Annotated in this window: 19 protein-coding genes; 9 read left to right on the top strand and 10 right to left on the bottom strand. The window is 60.6% G+C overall.

What is annotated here, in order from left to right:
* Window positions 1-13: 13 nt before the first annotated feature.
* From ABDK06_RS09885 to ABDK06_RS09875, 3 genes are read right to left on the bottom strand one after another with little or no spacing between them, the layout of a single operon-like run.
* Window positions 14-655, bottom strand: coding sequence for an energy-coupling factor transporter transmembrane component T family protein (locus ABDK06_RS09885; RefSeq protein WP_394940862.1), 642 nt, complete (start codon window positions 653-655; stop codon window positions 14-16).
* On the bottom strand, window positions 656-1,372 hold the full coding sequence (locus ABDK06_RS09880) for an energy-coupling factor ABC transporter ATP-binding protein (RefSeq protein ID WP_394940861.1): 717 nt from the start codon (window positions 1,370-1,372) through the stop codon (window positions 656-658). It lies immediately after the preceding gene.
* Entirely contained in the window at window positions 1,369-2,007 is a 639-nt protein-coding gene (locus ABDK06_RS09875) for a biotin transporter BioY (protein WP_394940860.1), read from the bottom strand. Before ABDK06_RS09875 ends, ABDK06_RS09880 begins: the two co-directional genes overlap by 4 nt.
* Window positions 2,008-2,380: 373 nt before the next feature.
* Between ABDK06_RS09875 and ABDK06_RS09870 the strand changes: the two genes are divergently transcribed.
* Window positions 2,381-3,979, top strand: a complete 1,599-nt coding sequence (locus ABDK06_RS09870; RefSeq protein ID WP_394940859.1) for an ABC-F family ATP-binding cassette domain-containing protein — start codon at window positions 2,381-2,383, stop codon at window positions 3,977-3,979.
* Between the two features lie 44 nt (window positions 3,980-4,023).
* Here the strand turns inward: ABDK06_RS09870 and ABDK06_RS09865 are convergent, their stop codons facing one another.
* From ABDK06_RS09865 to ABDK06_RS09850, 4 genes are read right to left on the bottom strand one after another with little or no spacing between them, the layout of a single operon-like run.
* The gene (locus ABDK06_RS09865) at window positions 4,024-4,488 is read right to left on the bottom strand and encodes a YbaK/EbsC family protein (RefSeq protein ID WP_394940858.1); all 465 of its coding nucleotides are present in this window, start codon (window positions 4,486-4,488) and stop codon (window positions 4,024-4,026) included.
* The gene (locus ABDK06_RS09860; RefSeq protein ID WP_394940857.1) at window positions 4,485-5,390 is read right to left on the bottom strand and encodes an SURF1 family cytochrome oxidase biogenesis protein; all 906 of its coding nucleotides are present in this window, start codon (window positions 5,388-5,390) and stop codon (window positions 4,485-4,487) included. The genes ABDK06_RS09865 and ABDK06_RS09860 overlap by 4 nt, the downstream gene beginning before the upstream one ends.
* Window positions 5,390-5,632, bottom strand: coding sequence for a hypothetical protein (locus ABDK06_RS09855; protein WP_394940856.1), 243 nt, complete (start codon window positions 5,630-5,632; stop codon window positions 5,390-5,392). The genes ABDK06_RS09860 and ABDK06_RS09855 overlap by 1 nt, the downstream gene beginning before the upstream one ends.
* Window positions 5,629-6,018, bottom strand: a complete 390-nt coding sequence (locus ABDK06_RS09850) for a DUF3099 domain-containing protein (RefSeq protein WP_394940855.1) — start codon at window positions 6,016-6,018, stop codon at window positions 5,629-5,631. The genes ABDK06_RS09855 and ABDK06_RS09850 overlap by 4 nt, the downstream gene beginning before the upstream one ends.
* A 118-nt stretch (window positions 6,019-6,136) precedes the next feature.
* Between ABDK06_RS09850 and ABDK06_RS09845 the strand changes: the two genes are divergently transcribed.
* Both ABDK06_RS09845 and ABDK06_RS09840 read left to right on the top strand, forming a co-directional pair.
* Window positions 6,137-6,859, top strand: a complete 723-nt coding sequence (locus ABDK06_RS09845; protein ID WP_394940854.1) for a beta-ketoacyl-ACP reductase — start codon at window positions 6,137-6,139, stop codon at window positions 6,857-6,859.
* A gap of 63 nt (window positions 6,860-6,922) precedes the next feature.
* On the top strand, window positions 6,923-7,666 hold the full coding sequence (locus ABDK06_RS09840) for an SDR family oxidoreductase (protein ID WP_394940853.1): 744 nt from the start codon (window positions 6,923-6,925) through the stop codon (window positions 7,664-7,666).
* A gap of 222 nt (window positions 7,667-7,888) precedes the next feature.
* On the opposite strand, the gene serB is transcribed toward ABDK06_RS09840, so the two are convergent.
* On the bottom strand, window positions 7,889-8,773 hold the full coding sequence (gene serB / locus ABDK06_RS09835) for a phosphoserine phosphatase SerB (RefSeq protein WP_394940852.1): 885 nt from the start codon (window positions 8,771-8,773) through the stop codon (window positions 7,889-7,891).
* Between the two features lie 90 nt (window positions 8,774-8,863).
* Between serB and ABDK06_RS09830 the strand changes: the two genes are divergently transcribed.
* From ABDK06_RS09830 to ABDK06_RS09805, 6 genes are all read left to right on the top strand, one after another.
* The gene (locus ABDK06_RS09830; protein WP_394940851.1) at window positions 8,864-9,652 is read left to right on the top strand and encodes an ABC transporter ATP-binding protein; all 789 of its coding nucleotides are present in this window, start codon (window positions 8,864-8,866) and stop codon (window positions 9,650-9,652) included.
* Window positions 9,653-9,663: 11 nt separating this feature from the next.
* Complete coding sequence (locus ABDK06_RS09825; protein WP_394940850.1) at window positions 9,664-10,443, top strand: sulfite exporter TauE/SafE family protein; 780 nt, start codon at window positions 9,664-9,666, stop codon at window positions 10,441-10,443.
* 1 nt (window position 10,444) lies between these two features.
* On the top strand, window positions 10,445-11,242 hold the full coding sequence (locus ABDK06_RS09820; RefSeq protein ID WP_394940849.1) for a TrmH family RNA methyltransferase: 798 nt from the start codon (window positions 10,445-10,447) through the stop codon (window positions 11,240-11,242).
* Between the two features lie 220 nt (window positions 11,243-11,462).
* Window positions 11,463-11,924: a peroxiredoxin gene (locus tag ABDK06_RS09815; protein WP_394940848.1), complete on the top strand. Its 462-nt coding sequence runs from the start codon at window positions 11,463-11,465 to the stop codon at window positions 11,922-11,924.
* 131 nt (window positions 11,925-12,055) lie between these two features.
* Entirely contained in the window at window positions 12,056-12,310 is a 255-nt protein-coding gene (locus tag ABDK06_RS09810) for a type B 50S ribosomal protein L31 (RefSeq protein ID WP_394940847.1), read from the top strand.
* A 139-nt stretch (window positions 12,311-12,449) separates the two neighbouring features.
* The gene (locus ABDK06_RS09805) at window positions 12,450-13,529 is read left to right on the top strand and encodes a lipoate--protein ligase family protein (protein WP_394940846.1); all 1,080 of its coding nucleotides are present in this window, start codon (window positions 12,450-12,452) and stop codon (window positions 13,527-13,529) included.
* 209 nt (window positions 13,530-13,738) lie between these two features.
* On the opposite strand, the gene ABDK06_RS09800 is transcribed toward ABDK06_RS09805, so the two are convergent.
* Complete coding sequence (locus ABDK06_RS09800) at window positions 13,739-13,966, bottom strand: hypothetical protein (RefSeq protein ID WP_394940845.1); 228 nt, start codon at window positions 13,964-13,966, stop codon at window positions 13,739-13,741.
* Between the two features lie 120 nt (window positions 13,967-14,086).
* Window positions 14,087-14,473 carry a hypothetical protein gene (locus ABDK06_RS09795; protein ID WP_394940844.1) on the bottom strand — a complete coding sequence of 129 codons (387 nt, stop codon included), beginning with the start codon at window positions 14,471-14,473 and terminating at the stop codon, window positions 14,087-14,089.
* Window positions 14,474-14,542: the final 69 nt, after the last annotated feature.

Genomic DNA, 14,542 nt, shown 5'->3' with positions numbered 1-14,542 from the left:
TGCTCAGCGCTGGCTAATCGCCGATCCCGCGGGCCGCCAGCGCTTCGCCGGTGGATTGCGCCAGCGCCACTGTGCTGATCACCGTCGGCATCAGGTGCGCTTTGACACTGCGCTCCAGCCCGCGAGCTTTGGCCGCATCGTGAATATCTGCGTAAGCCCCCAGTAGATAGGGGACGCTGCGGAACATAATGCTCACGGTGAGCGCGAAGCGCTCTGGATCAGCGCCCAGATGACGCAGGGGACGAGCCAGCAGACTCAGTCCGTCGAGGATCTCTTGATTGCGGGTGCTCAGCATCAGTAAGCATGCCGTATAGACGCAGCTGAGCATGATGAGCACGATATTGGCCGCGGTTTCCAGCCCCTGCGGGATCCCCCGGATCAGGCAGTGGTAAACCACCAGGATCAGCAGTACGGGCCAGAGCAATTTGACCGGGCTCAGCAATGCCCTGATCGGCAATCGCGCCAGCCCGAAGATCAGCAGGACAGCCGCCAGGAGGCCGCTCAGCGCCAGCCATCCGGGCGGGAAGATCAACGGCAGAAGATAGCACAGCACGCCGATCGCTGCCATGCCCAGCAGCTTATAAAGGTAAGGCAGACGATGCAGGAAACTCGTCCCGGGTAGATAGCTGCCGATCAGAAAACTGTGGCCTCGCATTCAGCGCCTCTCAGCTTTCCCGCGGGCAATAGCGAGCTCCCGATACCGTTCGATCCCCTCATCCGCCGGTCCGTCATAGATCACTCGCGCCCGATCGACCAGGAGCAAACGTTCCGCTCGTGCCGCCAAGCTCAGATCGTGGGTGGACAGGATGATTTGCTGGGGGAGCATCTCGAGACGTTCCACCAGCTGGTGGGTGTTCACCAGGTCCAGAAGCGTCGTCGGTTCATCGAGCACCAGGATCTTAGGCTCGATGGCGAGCACGCTGCTCAGCGCAACCAATTGACGTTCTCCGCCGGAAAGTGAGTAGATGCTCTGCTCAGCGAGCACACCGAGGCCGAACCGTTCCAAGAGCTCTAGCGCCGCAGTTCGGCGCTGGACAGCTTTAGGGTATTTTTTCCGCAGTGAAAGTTCGACGTCCTCGACGGCGGTCGGCATCACCAATTGAGACAGCGGATCGGTGAACATGAATCCGACCTGCTGGCGCACAGCAACGCCGTCCCTAACCGTGTCCAGACCGTTGACCGTGACGCTCCCCGAGCTCGGCGTCAGTAAACCGTTGACCAGCCGCAAGAGGGTGGATTTTCCAGAACCATTGGCGCCGATCACCGCGATCCGTTGCTCATCCAATTGCAGACTGGTGCTGTGCAGCAGAGACAACAGCTCGCCGTCCGGGTTTTTGACCCGGACGGCGGCAGCGTTCAGTACGACGCTCAACGGTCTCGCAGGAGCCGAGGGAAAGCGCGGTGCACAGCGAGGGCAAGTGCTACTGCGAGAGCGATCTTCAAAAGATCCCCCGGAATGAAGATGGCATCTGCGCCGAGTGCCGCGCCGAAGGAGGTCTTTCCATTGATCATCATGCCCAGGATTCCGAGCAGATGGCTGACCAGCAGGCCAGCGATCCCGGCGGCCGTGAACAGCACCGGAGCCAGCCGCCAGGCTCGGCGCGCAATAAGAGTCGCCAAGGCACCGACCACCGCAGCCATGATGGGGAAGGCGATGATGTAACCCGCGCTGGGTCCCGCCAGCAGAGCGATTCCGCCTCGGAAACCGGAGAAGATCGGCAGACCGGCCAAACCGAGGACCACGTAGAGGCCGACGGCGGCGAAGCCACGGCCGGCGCCGAGCAGCAGCGCACTCAGGGTGACCACCAAGGTCTGCAGGGTCAGCGGCACACTCAAGAGGTTGCCGATCTGAAGAGGAGGTACCACAGCGACCATGATCAAGAGCGCCGCGAAAACCGCGATCAAGGAAAGGTCTTGAGCGCCCCAGCGGCGACGGGCCTTCTTACCGGGCACTGTATGACTCGTGGTGCGCTCGACTTCGTCGAGCTCTGCGGGGCTGGGATTCACAAATCGCTCCTTGGAATGGAATTGTTTGGATCGGACAAAGAAGTTCGTTGTGTTTCCTGACTTTACCCGTTGCTTTAGAGGAGGTATTTATCGATACCCCACAAGGATATTGCGGCATCGTTGATCACCGCTAGTTACTGCCCGGTCCGAAAACGCCTGCTGAGGCGTTGTTTGGCAGGTTCGTCGATCCGCCCTCGAACTCCAGGAGACGCAAAGAACCGGCCGTGCCACTTTACCGTCCGCGACGGCGTAGACTGGATAGGCCTTTGCCTCGTGAATTCGCACCCGTGATGTGGTGCAACTCTGTGGGTCGCCACCGTCGCTGACCGGAACAAGGCCGATTAACTGCTGACCAAAACACCGGGAGAACACTGTGATTATCGTCCAAGACCTCGAGCTGCGTGCGGGGGCACGACTGCTCATGGACGAGGTGTCCTTCCGTATCGACAAGGGCGATAAGATCGGCCTGGTCGGCCGCAATGGCGCCGGTAAGACCACGCTCACCAGGGTGCTGGCAGGGGAGGGACTGCCCGCCGCCGGCAAGGTGACCCGAAACGGCGAGATCGGCTATCTGCCTCAGGACCCGCGCACTCCGGATATGGAACAGCTGGCGCGTGACCGGATTCTCTCGGCCAGGGATCTGGACAAGGTGATCACCAAATTGCGCAAAGCTGAAGCCGAGATGGCCAGCGATGACGCGAAGATCCGCGATAAGGCGATGAGCCGCTATGACCGCCTGGAGCAGGAATTCCTGAACAACGGCGGCTATGCCGCTGAGTCCGAGGCTGCCGCGATCTCCTCCAATCTGGCGCTGCCCGAGCGGATCCTGAACCAGCCTTTGAGTACTCTCTCGGGTGGTCAGCGACGTCGCGTCGAACTGGCCAGAATTCTCTTCTCGGGTGCCGAGACCATGTTGCTCGACGAACCGACTAACCACTTGGACGCCGACTCAATCAGCTGGTTGCGAGACTTCCTGAAGGCGCATCAAGGCGGCCTGATCGTGATCAGCCACGATGTTGAGCTCTTGGAAGCCACGGTCAATAAGGTCTATCACCTGGATGCTAACCGGGCCACTATCGACCAGTACAATCTGGGCTGGAAGAAGTACCTCGAACAGCGGGAGACCGATGAACGGGCGCGCAAGCGCGAAAGGGTGAACGTCGAGAAGAAGGCCGGGGTGCTCCTCGATCAGGCCAATAAGATGCGCGCCAAGGCCACCAAGGCCGTCGCCGCACAGAATATGGCCCGCCGTGCCGAGCGGATGCTCGCCGGTCTCGCCGAAGCCCGTACCGAGGACCGGGTTGCCGCGCTGCGCTTCCCGAACCCGGCACCCTGCGGCAAGACCCCGCTGACCGCGGAGGGGCTGAGCAAGTCCTATGGTTCGCTGGAGATCTTCACCGATGTGGATCTGGCAATCGACCGCGGATCCAAGGTGGTGGTGCTGGGTCTCAACGGCGCAGGTAAGACCACGCTGCTGCGCATGCTGGCCGGCGTCGATAAACCGGATACTGGTGAGGTGCTGCCCGGGCATGGGCTGAAGATCGGTTATTACGCTCAGGAGCACGACACCCTGGATACCAATCGGACGGTGCTGGAGAACATGCGCTCCGCTGCCCCAGAACTGAGAGACTCCGAGGTCCGTGGTGTGCTGGGCTCCTTCCTGTTCTCCGGGGACGACGTCGATAAGCCCGCCGGTGTGCTCTCCGGCGGCGAGAAGACTCGTTTGGCCTTGGCCACCATCGTCGCCTCCAGCGCCAATGTGCTGCTGCTCGATGAGCCCACGAACAACCTCGACCCGGCGAGCCGTCAAGAGATCCTCGGGGCACTGCGGAATTACACCGGTGCTGTCGTCTTGGTGAGCCACGATGAAGGCGCTGTCGAAGCACTCAATCCGGAACGAGTGGTTCTGCTGCCCGACGGGGTGGAGGATCACTGGAGCGCCGATTACCTCGATTTGATCACTCTCGCCTGAGCAGCCTCAAGTAAGCAGAGCTAAGTACAGCGCTGGCGGGAGCTTCAGCGTACCCGGAGTTCTTGGGCCTGACTCAGCCGTAATAGTTCGGGATAACTGCAAGAGAACATCGACAGATGGTCACCCGCTCCTGCCCAGAGCAGTTCGTGTGCTGCCAGGGACTCATCGAGCAGAGTCCGGATCGGGTGCGGATGGCCCAGCGGGGCTACTCCGCCGATCTGTTGCCCGGTGTGCTGAAAGACGAACTCCGGGCTGGCTCGGCGGATCTTTGAGCTGCCCAGGAGTTCTGCGATCAAAACGGTGTCCACCCGGGCCGCACCGCTCGCAAGGATCAGCAAGGGCTCGCCGTCGAGGTCGAAGATGAGGCTGTTCGCGATGGCCTCACGGGAGCAGCCGAGAACCCGCGCTGCGGCTTCAGCGGTCGGTACTTCCTGCTCCAAGGTGACCACGCTATCCGGGGCACCAGCGTCGAGCAGTGCTTGGCGGACGATTTCCACTGGATTGTTCATCGGCGTTCCTGACGAGCTGCCTGACCGCCTTGAAATCCCTGAGCGTCCAGAAGGGCGTCCTCTTCGTCTTCCGCGGTGGGCTTGCGCTGCGTTGTGGCCGCGGTCTTCCGTCGGGCCTGGAATGCCGAACTCCGGCCCAGCTGCTGCTCAGCTAAGGCTTCTTCGTCGAGCTCAAGGCGATCCAGTTTGACCTGCTGTCGAACCACATAGCCGTAACCGACGAGGAAGAGCAATCCGAACGCAAACCACTGCAGGGCATAACTTAAGTTGGTGCCATCATCGAACTCCGGAACGGAGAGCGCGGCGGGGACCGGTGAAACCGAGGGGGTCTCCTGGAACATCACACCGTAGGCTCCCGTCATCAAGGGATAGTTCAGCTGCTGCGCGTAGTCCTTGAGTTCAATGGAAGCCAATTGACCCTCGGGTGCGCCGCGCTGTAATTTAATTTCACCGGGCCTGAGCCGGGCCAGCACGGTGACGGTTCCTGAGGGTGGGGCCGGAACGGAATCCGGCCGCCCGGGATCCTTATCGCCGATCGGCAACCACCCGCGATCGATCACCACGGCATCACCGTTCGTCAACCGGAGCGGAATCACCACGTCGTACCCTGGTTGCCCGTTGAGCGGCCGGTTGCGCACGATTCGTTGACCGGCGACGTCGTAAACACCGGTCAGGCTGACCGGTGTCCATTCCTTTGACAGATCTAGTGATGCGAACTGGGCTTTGGCCTCCGCGTACTCCAGGGGTTTAGCTGAGTAGTTGCTGGTCACCTTATGCGCTGCAGCATCGACTTCCGCTTTCCGGGAGAGCTGCCAAAGCCCTAGCCCGAGGCACGCGATCGCGAAGATGACCGCAACGAGTAAGTAGCCGAGCCATTTGCGACTAAACAGAAAGCGGAACACTAAGCCTCTCCAAAACTTGCGGAAAACGGCACGGTATCGCGGAAAAAACCACGAACCCGCAAGTACTCTTCCAGCCATTCGCGATGTTCATCGCAGGCCAGCCAGATTTTGAGCCGTTCTGGAGTGTGCACTTTCGGGTTGTTCCAGCGTAACTGCCAACGCGCCTCAGCGCGGCACGCCTTCCTGGAACATTGCGGAGCGTGCGGAGTCTGGGGCCCGGCCAGGGAATCGAGAAAACTCATGCCTTACCGGGGTCGGAGGTGATCTCTTCGGGGATGATCTCGCCTTCCAGTACCACCGGTTCTTCGGCTTCCTCAGCGGGCTGAGCCGGTGCCTCGAGTTCTGGCTGCGGAGCATGGTCCAGCAGGGCGTTTTCCTCCGGAACGGCGGTATCGCTGCCGCCATTGGCAATGATCACAGCGAACCAGGGAATGAACACGGCGCCCGCAATGGGTAGCAGCTTCCACCAACCATCCACGAAGAACAGCAGTGCGAAGCAGACCAAGCGGATTCCCATCGCAATGGCATATTTCGCCATCCTGCCGCGCATCTCGTCGCTGTGCGAGGTTCTGGCCGTGGTGATGTTCTGCACATCGTCCGGCTGCGTTGAGGAATGGGTTCTGTTCACTGCTGCTATTCTCCCACTGCGTCTGCAGGCGGCCAAACGAGAAACCAAACGACAAAAGCAGCGGAGCGGATAAGATTCAAGGCGGGCAAAACTTTTCGAGCAGAGAGCAGAATGAGGAATGACTGAATCCACACAGGGCCGAAGCGTCTTGATCACCGGCGGCAATCGAGGTATCGGCTTGGCAATCGCCAAGTCCTTCCTGGCCAACGGCGATCAGGTGGCGGTGACTTACCGCAGCGAGAGCGAACTGCCGGAGGGCATACTGGGTGTGCAGGCCGACGTCACCAGTGAAGCCAGCATTGACGCGGCTTTCAGCGCAGTGGAGGCCGCGCACGGTCCGGTCGAGGTGCTGGTGGCCAATGCCGGGATCACCAAGGACACCCTGCTGCTGCGGATGAGCGAGGACGATTTCAGCTCGGTACTGGACACCAATCTGACGGGCGCTTTCCGAGTGATCAAGCGAGCTTCGAAGGGCATGATCCGGCTTCGCAGGGGTCGTGTGGTGCTGATTTCCTCGGTGGTCGGGCTCTATGGGTCAGCCGGCCAGATCAACTACTCGGCGTCCAAGGCCGGTATGGTGGGCATCGCTCGTTCCTTGACCCGAGAGCTGGGATCCCGCAATATCACCGCCAATGTGGTGGCCCCGGGGTTCATCAAGACCGATATGACCTCTGAGCTTCCGGAGGAGACGCAGAAGCAGTACTTGGCTTCGGTGCCCGCCGGACGCTTCGCGGAAGCCTCGGAGGTGGCCAATGTGGTCCGCTGGTTGGCCAGCGATGAAGCCTCGTATATTTCCGGTGCGGTGATCCCGGTCGATGGCGGCCTGGGTATGGGGCACTAGTCCTGCACGGCAGCACCGCACCAGCACGGCAGACGAAATTCAATGAGCTGAGAAGGGTTAGACATGACAGATTTGAAGGGCAAGACAGCGATCATCACCGGTTCCTCCCGCGGGATCGGGGCGGATGTGGCCAAATTCCTCGCTGCTGAAGGCGCCTCGGTTGTGGTCAACTACCGGCAGAAAGCCCCGCGCGCCACTAAGGTGGTAGCCGAAATAGAAGCCGCTGGTGGTAAAGCCATTGCGGTAGGAGCCGATCTGACCACCGCTGACGGGGTGCAAGCCCTGGTCGACGCCGCAGTGTCCACCTTCGGCTCGCTCGACGTTCTGGTGCTCAACGCTTCAGGTGGCATGGAGACCTCGATGGGGGAGGACTATGCGCTGCGACTGAATCGGGATGCCCAGGTCTCCATGCTCAAAGCCGCCAGTGCGGTGCTGCCGGCCGGTTCACGGGTGGTTTTCGTCACCAGTCACCAGGCGCACTTCATCAATACCGTGGCCACCATGGATGCTTATGAGCCGGTCGCCCGCAGCAAGCGCGCCGGTGAAGACGCACTGCGCGAACTGATCCCCGAGCTGGAGGCCAAAGGCATCAGCTTCGTGGTGGTTTCCGGCGACATGATCGAGGGCACCATCACCGCGACACTGCTCGATCGGGCACAGCCCGGGGCCATCGAAGCCCGCCGCAGCGAAGCGGGCAAGCTCTACACGGTGTCGGAATTCGCCGCCGAGGTGGCCAAAGCCGTGACCGCCGACGTGCTCACCGGGCACACCGAATACGTTGGCGGGGCGGTCGGCTTCCTCGACTAAAGTCACTTCTTTGCCCGAATCCGTGGAGCGCTCTCGGACTCGCCGGTGATCACCAGCGAGTCCGAGAGATTGGCACACCCACGCCGGGTCGCGTTCGCGAGCTGCCCTTCCCCTCGCACGTTCGGGCAGGGAACCTTATTTATGTGCTTAGTCGCCACATTGGGGTCCTCGCGTCCCCCGCATAACGAACTCACCAGGGGAGCTGGCGGGGAAAGCTGGGCCTCAGCGCGGGTCGGAGAGGTGGAGCGCTAGCGCGAGGTTGTCGATCTGCGCATCCGCAGCTTCCCGGACGGCGGGCTTCGCGCGGTAGGCGAGGGAAAGCCCAGCCGCCGCTAACATGTCGAGGTCATTTGCGCCGTCACCAATGGCAATCGTTGCGGCCAGCGGGATTCTGGCCTCAGCGGCCCATGCCCGAAGCGACTGAGCCTTCGCCGCCCGGTCCACGATGGCCCCGGTGACCCTTCCGGTCAACCGACCCTCACTGATCTCCAGTTCATTGGCTCGGGCCTGGTCGAGGCCGAGTCGTTCGGCGAGCGGCTCCAGGATTTGTGAGAACCCACCGGAGACCGCGGCCACCAGGTGACCGCGGTCATGGGCACCTTGGATCAGGGCTTCAGCGCCGGGGGAGAGCTTGATGGCGCTGCCGACCTCTGCCAGGACTGACTCCGGCAATCCGGCCAGGGCGGCCACGCGTTCCCGCAGGCTCTGTGCAAAATCCAGCTCGCCACGCATCGCTGCTTCCGTGACGGCCCGCACCTCTGCCTCACGCCCGGCATGCGCGGCCAGTAATTCGATCACTTCCTGCTGAATCAGGGTGGAATCGACGTCGAGCACAAAGAGTTTTCGAGGTTGCTCGCTCAGTTCCGCGGCCACCACGGCGATGCAGCCATCCGAGGCGGCAGCCCAGATGGTGCGCAGGCTGCTCCGCAACGCGGAGAGTTCACCGTCGACGTCGAGCTCCACGCGATAGAGCTGTGCGTCCGCAGCCTTCGTCGTCCTAGAGGCTCCTAGGGCGGCCCCGCAGTCCCGCAGCGAGCCGGTGAAGAACTCGAGGGTTGCCGGGGTCAGCGTCGTGGCATAGCAGAAAGCACTGGCGTTGGTGGGCATAGCCTCAGTGTAGTCAGCCCGGGCAATCAACTGAGATCGAAAGTGTGGTGGTTCGCCTTGACGGCCGATTTTGGCCTAATGTCTAGTGCTATGGGTGATGTTCTCGAATTGGCTTCCGTGCGCGTGGTGCGTGGCAATAAAACTCTGCTGGATAACCTTTCCTGGCAGGTGAAAGAAGGCGAGCGCTGGGTCATCCTGGGCCCCAATGGCGCGGGCAAGACGACTCTGCTGCAAATCGCCGCTGCCCGGTTGCACCCTACCTCCGGCGTTGCCGGCATCCTCGATGAAGTGCTCGGTGCGGTGGATGTCTTCGAACTGCGCCCCCGGATCGGGCTGGCCTCGGCAGCACTCGCGAACCAGATTCCTGAAGGTGAGAAAGTTCTCAACGTGGTGGTCACCGCGGCTTATGGGGTGACCGGAAGATGGCGTGAGGAGTATGAGCGCGATGATGAACGCCGTGCCTTTGCGCTATTGGACGCCTGGGGGATGTCGACCTTCCTGAATCGCCCCTTCGCTTCGCTGAGTGAAGGGGAGCGCAAAAGGGTGCAGATCGCGCGTGCCCTGATGACCGATCCCGAACTCTTATTGCTCGATGAGCCAGCTGCCGGACTCGACCTGGCTGGTCGCGAAGACCTGGTCCGCCGACTCAGCCTGCTGGCTGCTGACGAGGAGGCTCCGGCGATCGTGCTGGTCACTCATCACCTCGAAGAGGTGCCACCGGGTTTCACCCATGCGCTGCTGATCCGCGACGGCGCTGTGGTCGCGCAGGGCCCGCTGGACGAGGTGCTGACCGAGCAGAACCTATCGGACACCTTTGGCCTGCCCTTGACGCTGAGCCGCCACAATGGCCGGTTCAGCGCGGTCGCCAGCCAGGCCTAGACCTCAAGCATATGGATCTTCTGCACGGCGCGATCATTGCCCTCGCCGGGCTCTGGGCTGGCACCATCAATACCGTAGTGGGTTCGGGAACGCTGGTCACCTTCCCGGTTCTCGTTGCCCTGGGCTATGCTCCCGTGGTCGCCTCGATCTCTAATGCCACAGGGCTGGTAGCCGGGAACGCGGCTGGCGCCTGGGGGTATCGCAAGGAATTGACCGGCCTGGGCGGCCAAGTGCTGAGGCTCTTGCCGGCTTCGGTGCTGGGCGGCATCATCGGAGCCTGGTTGTTGCTGCACTTGCCGGAGAGCGTCTTCGGGGTGGTGGCGCCTTTTCTGATCGTGCTCGCCTTGCTGATGGTGATCTTCCAGCCTCGGTTACAGCGTTGGGTCGCCCGACGTCGGCAAAGCCACGGGCAGGGGCGAGGCCATGCCGTCGTGCTGACCATCGCGGTCTTTCTGATCGGAATCTACGGTGGTTACTTCGTTGCTGCGCAGGGCATTCTGCTGGTCGCCGTGATGGGTATTCTGCTCAATGGCAGCCTGCAGACGGCCAACGCTATGAAAAACGTCCTAGTGCTCGGGGTGAATTTGGTGGCCGCGGGTTCTTATCTGATTTTCGCCTTCGACCGGATCGCCTGGCCCGTGGTGGCGGTGATCGCAGTAACCTCGACGATCGGTGGTTTCTTGGGCGCCAAGATCGGACAGCGTCTCAAACCGGTGGTGCTGCGCAGCGTGATCGTGCTGCTGGGTGTGATTGCGCTGTACTTCATGATCGCCAAACTGCTGGGACACTGACATGCTGATTCATCTGGATTCCGCTGACGACGAGCGGCTACTGGACTACACCCGGCTCACCGAGGTGCAATTGCGGCTCAGCGTCGAGGCTGAGCAGGGCCTCTACATCGCGGAGAGCTCTCGGGTGTTGCGGCGCGCTCTGGACGCCGGGCATCAGCCGCGGTCTTTCTTCATGGCGGAGAAATGGCTGGCTGGGCTGTCAGACGTTTTTGAGAGATACCCTGATGTGCCGGTGTTCTACGGTTCCGATCAGGTCTTGGAATCAGTGACCGGCTTCCACCTGCACCGTGGCGCGCTTGCCGCGATGAACCGGCCCAAACCCGTCGACCCTGCTGAATTGCTGCGCACCGCCCGCCGGGTGGCCGTTCTGGAAGACATCATCGATCACACCAACCTCGGCGCGATCTTCCGCTCAGCAGCGGGCCTGGGGGTGGACGCCGTGCTGGTCACCCCGCGCTGCGCGGACCCGCTGTACCGACGGAGCGTCCGCGTCAGCATGGGCACGGTCTTTCAAGTGCCCTGGGCGCGCCTGGAGAGTTGGCCCTCGGGTCTCTTTCAGGATCATGGCTTCACGACGGCGGCGCTCGCCCTCGGGGAGGACTCGATCAGCCTCGATGAACTGGCGGCCGAACCGCCCGAGCGGCTGGCGCTCATCCTCGGCACCGAGGGAGATGGTCTGAGTCCAGAGACTTTGGCTGCGGTGGACCGAAAAGTGATGATTCCGATGCATGGCGGGGTCGACTCGCTCAATGTCGCCGCCGCTTCGGCAGTGGCCTTCTGGGCGATGCGAGTCCGTTAGACCGCCCACCCAGCCCCTCAAAAAAAGCCCCCAAACCCTTCCAGCTATCCCATTGAGTGATGCAGAAGTTATAGGAGTACAGCTAAAACCGTCACTTCAGTAACTCTGTTAACACTCAGTGGGATAGCTGGGTTGGGTTAGGACTCGCATAGCGACCTCCTAGAGTCCGCTTGGCCATTCTGGAACCCCTTGGGAGGACAACGGGGATAGGCTTAGGTCCATGCGCAAAGGTGATCTCGCCGAAGATTTTGAATTGCCCGATCAGCAGGGGCAACCCGTTCGATTGAGCGCCCTGTTACGCAACGGGCCGGTGGTGCTGTTCTTCTACCCGCTCGCGATGAGCGGCGGTTGCACCCAAGAGGCCGCGCACTTCATGAAGAATCAGCCGGTCTTCGCTGAGTTCGGTGCACAATTGCTCGGGGTGAGCCGAGACAGCGTGGAACAGCAAGCCAAATTCGCGCTCGACGTCGGAATAAGCTTTCCACTGCTCTCAGACGCAGAGGGACTGGTTGCCGAGGCCTATGGTGTGAAACGGCGATTATTGGCGAAGACCTTGCCGGTGAAACGATCGACCTTCGTGATCGATGAGGATCGACGGATCCTCGACGTGATCTCGAGCGAAACCAATATGCTGACTCATGCTGATTCGGCGATTGCCGTCCTTCGGGCCCGCCAGGCCTAAGAGATTTCGCGCTTTCGAGGCGTAACGGCTAAGATTGATTGTTGGTCTGTGTTCTGACTGAATCGGACCCCACTATTCTGTGAAACATCAGGCCTGGCAAAATCCAGGTCCACCTAGGCAAAGGCATCAACGTGAAGAACGATATCCACCCGAAGTACGAAGCTGTTGTTTTCAACGATCTGGCTTCCGGCACCAAATTCCTGACCCGGTCCACCGCGACTTCGGACAAGACCATCGAGTGGGAAGACGGCAACACCTACCCGGTGATCGACGTCGAAATCTCCTCTGAGTCGCACCCGTTCTACACCGGCAAGCAGCGCATCATGGACAGCGCCGGCCGTGTCGAGCGCTTCAACGCTCGCTTCAAGGGCTTCGGCAAAAAGTAAACTTTTTCCCAAAAAAAGGGGCGGTGTGCTCAGGCGCACCGCCCCTTTTTGTGCCCGAAAAACAACGGCATAATGGCTCGTGAGGAGTAAATTCGAGCCGTGGGACGTTGTGCCCAGGGATTCGACCGAAGGATGAGAAGTGACTGAACAGCAGGGGAACACCGAGCATTTCCACGGCGAGTACAAGGTGTCCGGCGGGAAGCTGGTGGTCGCCGATCTTGGCGTGCAGCAGGGGCAGCTGAGCGAGGTCTCCATCAACGGGGATTTCTTCTTGGAGCCCGATGAGGCCCTCGATGATATCAATCAGGCGCTGACCGGCTTGGTCGCAGACACTTCGGCGAAAGATCTAGCGGCAGCCGTGCAGGGAGGTCTACGGGCAGATGCCGTGCTTTTCGGTTTCTCGGCGGAGGCAGTAGCCATAGCCGTGCGTCGGGCGCTCAAGAAGGCGACCACCTGGGCTGACCATGACTTCGAGATCATCCCGCCGACGCCCCTGGAAACACATCAGCATGTCGCACTGGACGAGGTGCTCACCCGCCAAGTGGGTGCAGGGCTGCGGAAACCCACCCTGCGTTTCTGGGAGTGGGAAGCACCCTCGGTGGTGATCGGCAGTTTTCAGTCGATGCGCAATGAGGTCGATCCCGAAGGAGTCGAGCGTTTCGGGGTGACCGTGGTGCGAAGGATCAGCGGCGGCGGCGCGATGTTCATGGAGCCCGGCAACGCGATCACCTATTCGCTCTACGTGCCGCAGAGCCTGGTCGATGGGCTGAGCTTCGCAGATTCCTACCCCTTCCTGGACGCCTGGGTGATGGCCAGCTTGCAGAAGCTCGGCATCGCGGCGAATTACGTGCCGCTCAACGACATCGCCACCGATCAAGGGAAGATCGGCGGGGCCGCACAGAAACGCACCAGCAATGGCGGCCTGCTGCACCATGTCACGATGTCCTACGACATCGACGCCGACAAAATGACACAGGTGCTGCGGATCGGGCGGGAGAAGCTCTCCGACAAGGGCATCGCCTCGGCGAAGAAGAGGGTCGATCCGCTGCGGCGGCAAACCGGCCTGGCCCGGGAAGAGATCATCAACGTGATGATGGAGACTTTCCAGGAACTCTATTCCGCGAGCGTGATTGAGCTTTCCGCCCGGGACATCGAAGCCACCGACGATCTGGTGCGCGCGAAGTTCGGCACCGAAGCCTGGACCTATCGGGTGCCGTGAACGATTATGTCGAGAAGAATTCAACAACCTCAAAAGTCGCTTTGTCGTATTGAGCCTTGCTGAAAACGAAGGGCCCGAAGTTGTATTGACGCGTAGGACGATGCGGCTGGCGGAAATCACGCCAAACTATGGTTTTACTAGATGCCTCAACGCTCACTTCGAGTGGCCAGCAACCGATGTCTGAGCAGTCGCAGCCGAGAACCCAGAGTCTATCGTTGCCGGGAAAACTCCAGGCCATACCAGTAATCATGGTAATTTTTATTCCAGAACCAACCCCTTGAGACCTGACCGTAGGTACCTGGTACATCCATAAGAGCTGGTTTTTCATAGTCAAAAATCAGCTGAATCAGCGATTTACCGTCAATGTAAGGGGTGAAGCCGCCGGTACGCGCACCATCGAAACCTTCCTCTTTGAGTTCCAATCTGTTCAGTTTCATCTTTTCAGAATAGCAATCCCCGTTGCCCCGAGGGACCGGGTGCTAAACAAAGAAGAGTTTTGATCGGACTGATAGGGGGAACCCTTCAAATGAGAATTTGACCAGAACCCCGTATCTCCATCAATGAAAAAAGTGGGAGATCGCTCTTATTTGTTCATCGTACTGAGCCCGCGCGAAAGTATACGAGGTGAGTTCCGGGACAGGCCTTGGTGAGTTTCCAGAATGAAAATCACTCCAGATCACTTGGTCCGGACTGACCGTCACCGATGCTTCCAAGGGGGCGCATCCTGCTTCACCGCAATCGCAGCCCATGATCCAGGTTCCGTTTTCCTGATGTGCAAATTCGAAATCACCATACCAATAACGATCCGCTGGTTCGTATTGCCAACCATTGAGCCAGAGTCCGTCGTGGCCAGTGAACTCTAAGGATCGCCCATCGATAAAAGGAATGAGCTTTAAGGCTTCGGTACCTTTTACAATGCGTAGTTCTAGCTGGTTGAATTCCATAGGGCAATTTTAGCAAGCGCGGGTTCTTCAGGGCTGCAGGTCGAATCGTGGAAGATACACCGTGAGCGC

Origin of the sequence: Psychromicrobium ferritrahens (assembly GCF_043789415.1) — a bacterium.
Taxonomy (GTDB): Bacteria; Actinomycetota; Actinomycetes; order Actinomycetales; family Micrococcaceae; genus Renibacterium.
The sequence above is the reverse complement of the archived record's forward strand: the minus strand, read 5'-3'. Positions and strand labels throughout refer to the sequence as shown.

What these genes read in the sequence shown, in the direction of transcription:
- ABDK06_RS09830 (WP_394940851.1), top strand. Translation starts at nt 8,864, where the DNA reads ATGGGTGATGTTCTCGAATTGGCTTCCGTGCGCGTGGTGCGTGGCAAT.
- ABDK06_RS09800 (WP_394940845.1), bottom strand. Translation starts at nt 13,966, where the DNA reads ATGAAACTGAACAGATTGGAACTCAAAGAGGAAGGTTTCGATGGTGCG.
- ABDK06_RS09840 (WP_394940853.1), top strand. Translation starts at nt 6,923, where the DNA reads ATGACAGATTTGAAGGGCAAGACAGCGATCATCACCGGTTCCTCCCGC.
- ABDK06_RS09885 (WP_394940862.1), bottom strand. Translation starts at nt 655, where the DNA reads ATGCGAGGCCACAGTTTTCTGATCGGCAGCTATCTACCCGGGACGAGT.
- ABDK06_RS09820 (WP_394940849.1), top strand. Translation starts at nt 10,445, where the DNA reads ATGCTGATTCATCTGGATTCCGCTGACGACGAGCGGCTACTGGACTAC.
- ABDK06_RS09815 (WP_394940848.1), top strand. Translation starts at nt 11,463, where the DNA reads ATGCGCAAAGGTGATCTCGCCGAAGATTTTGAATTGCCCGATCAGCAG.
- ABDK06_RS09825 (WP_394940850.1), top strand. Translation starts at nt 9,664, where the DNA reads ATGGATCTTCTGCACGGCGCGATCATTGCCCTCGCCGGGCTCTGGGCT.
- ABDK06_RS09865 (WP_394940858.1), bottom strand. Translation starts at nt 4,488, where the DNA reads ATGAACAATCCAGTGGAAATCGTCCGCCAAGCACTGCTCGACGCTGGT.
- ABDK06_RS09855 (WP_394940856.1), bottom strand. Translation starts at nt 5,632, where the DNA reads ATGAGTTTTCTCGATTCCCTGGCCGGGCCCCAGACTCCGCACGCTCCG.
- ABDK06_RS09795 (WP_394940844.1), bottom strand. Translation starts at nt 14,473, where the DNA reads ATGGAATTCAACCAGCTAGAACTACGCATTGTAAAAGGTACCGAAGCC.
- serB (WP_394940852.1), bottom strand. Translation starts at nt 8,773, where the DNA reads ATGCCCACCAACGCCAGTGCTTTCTGCTATGCCACGACGCTGACCCCG.
- ABDK06_RS09845 (WP_394940854.1), top strand. Translation starts at nt 6,137, where the DNA reads ATGACTGAATCCACACAGGGCCGAAGCGTCTTGATCACCGGCGGCAAT.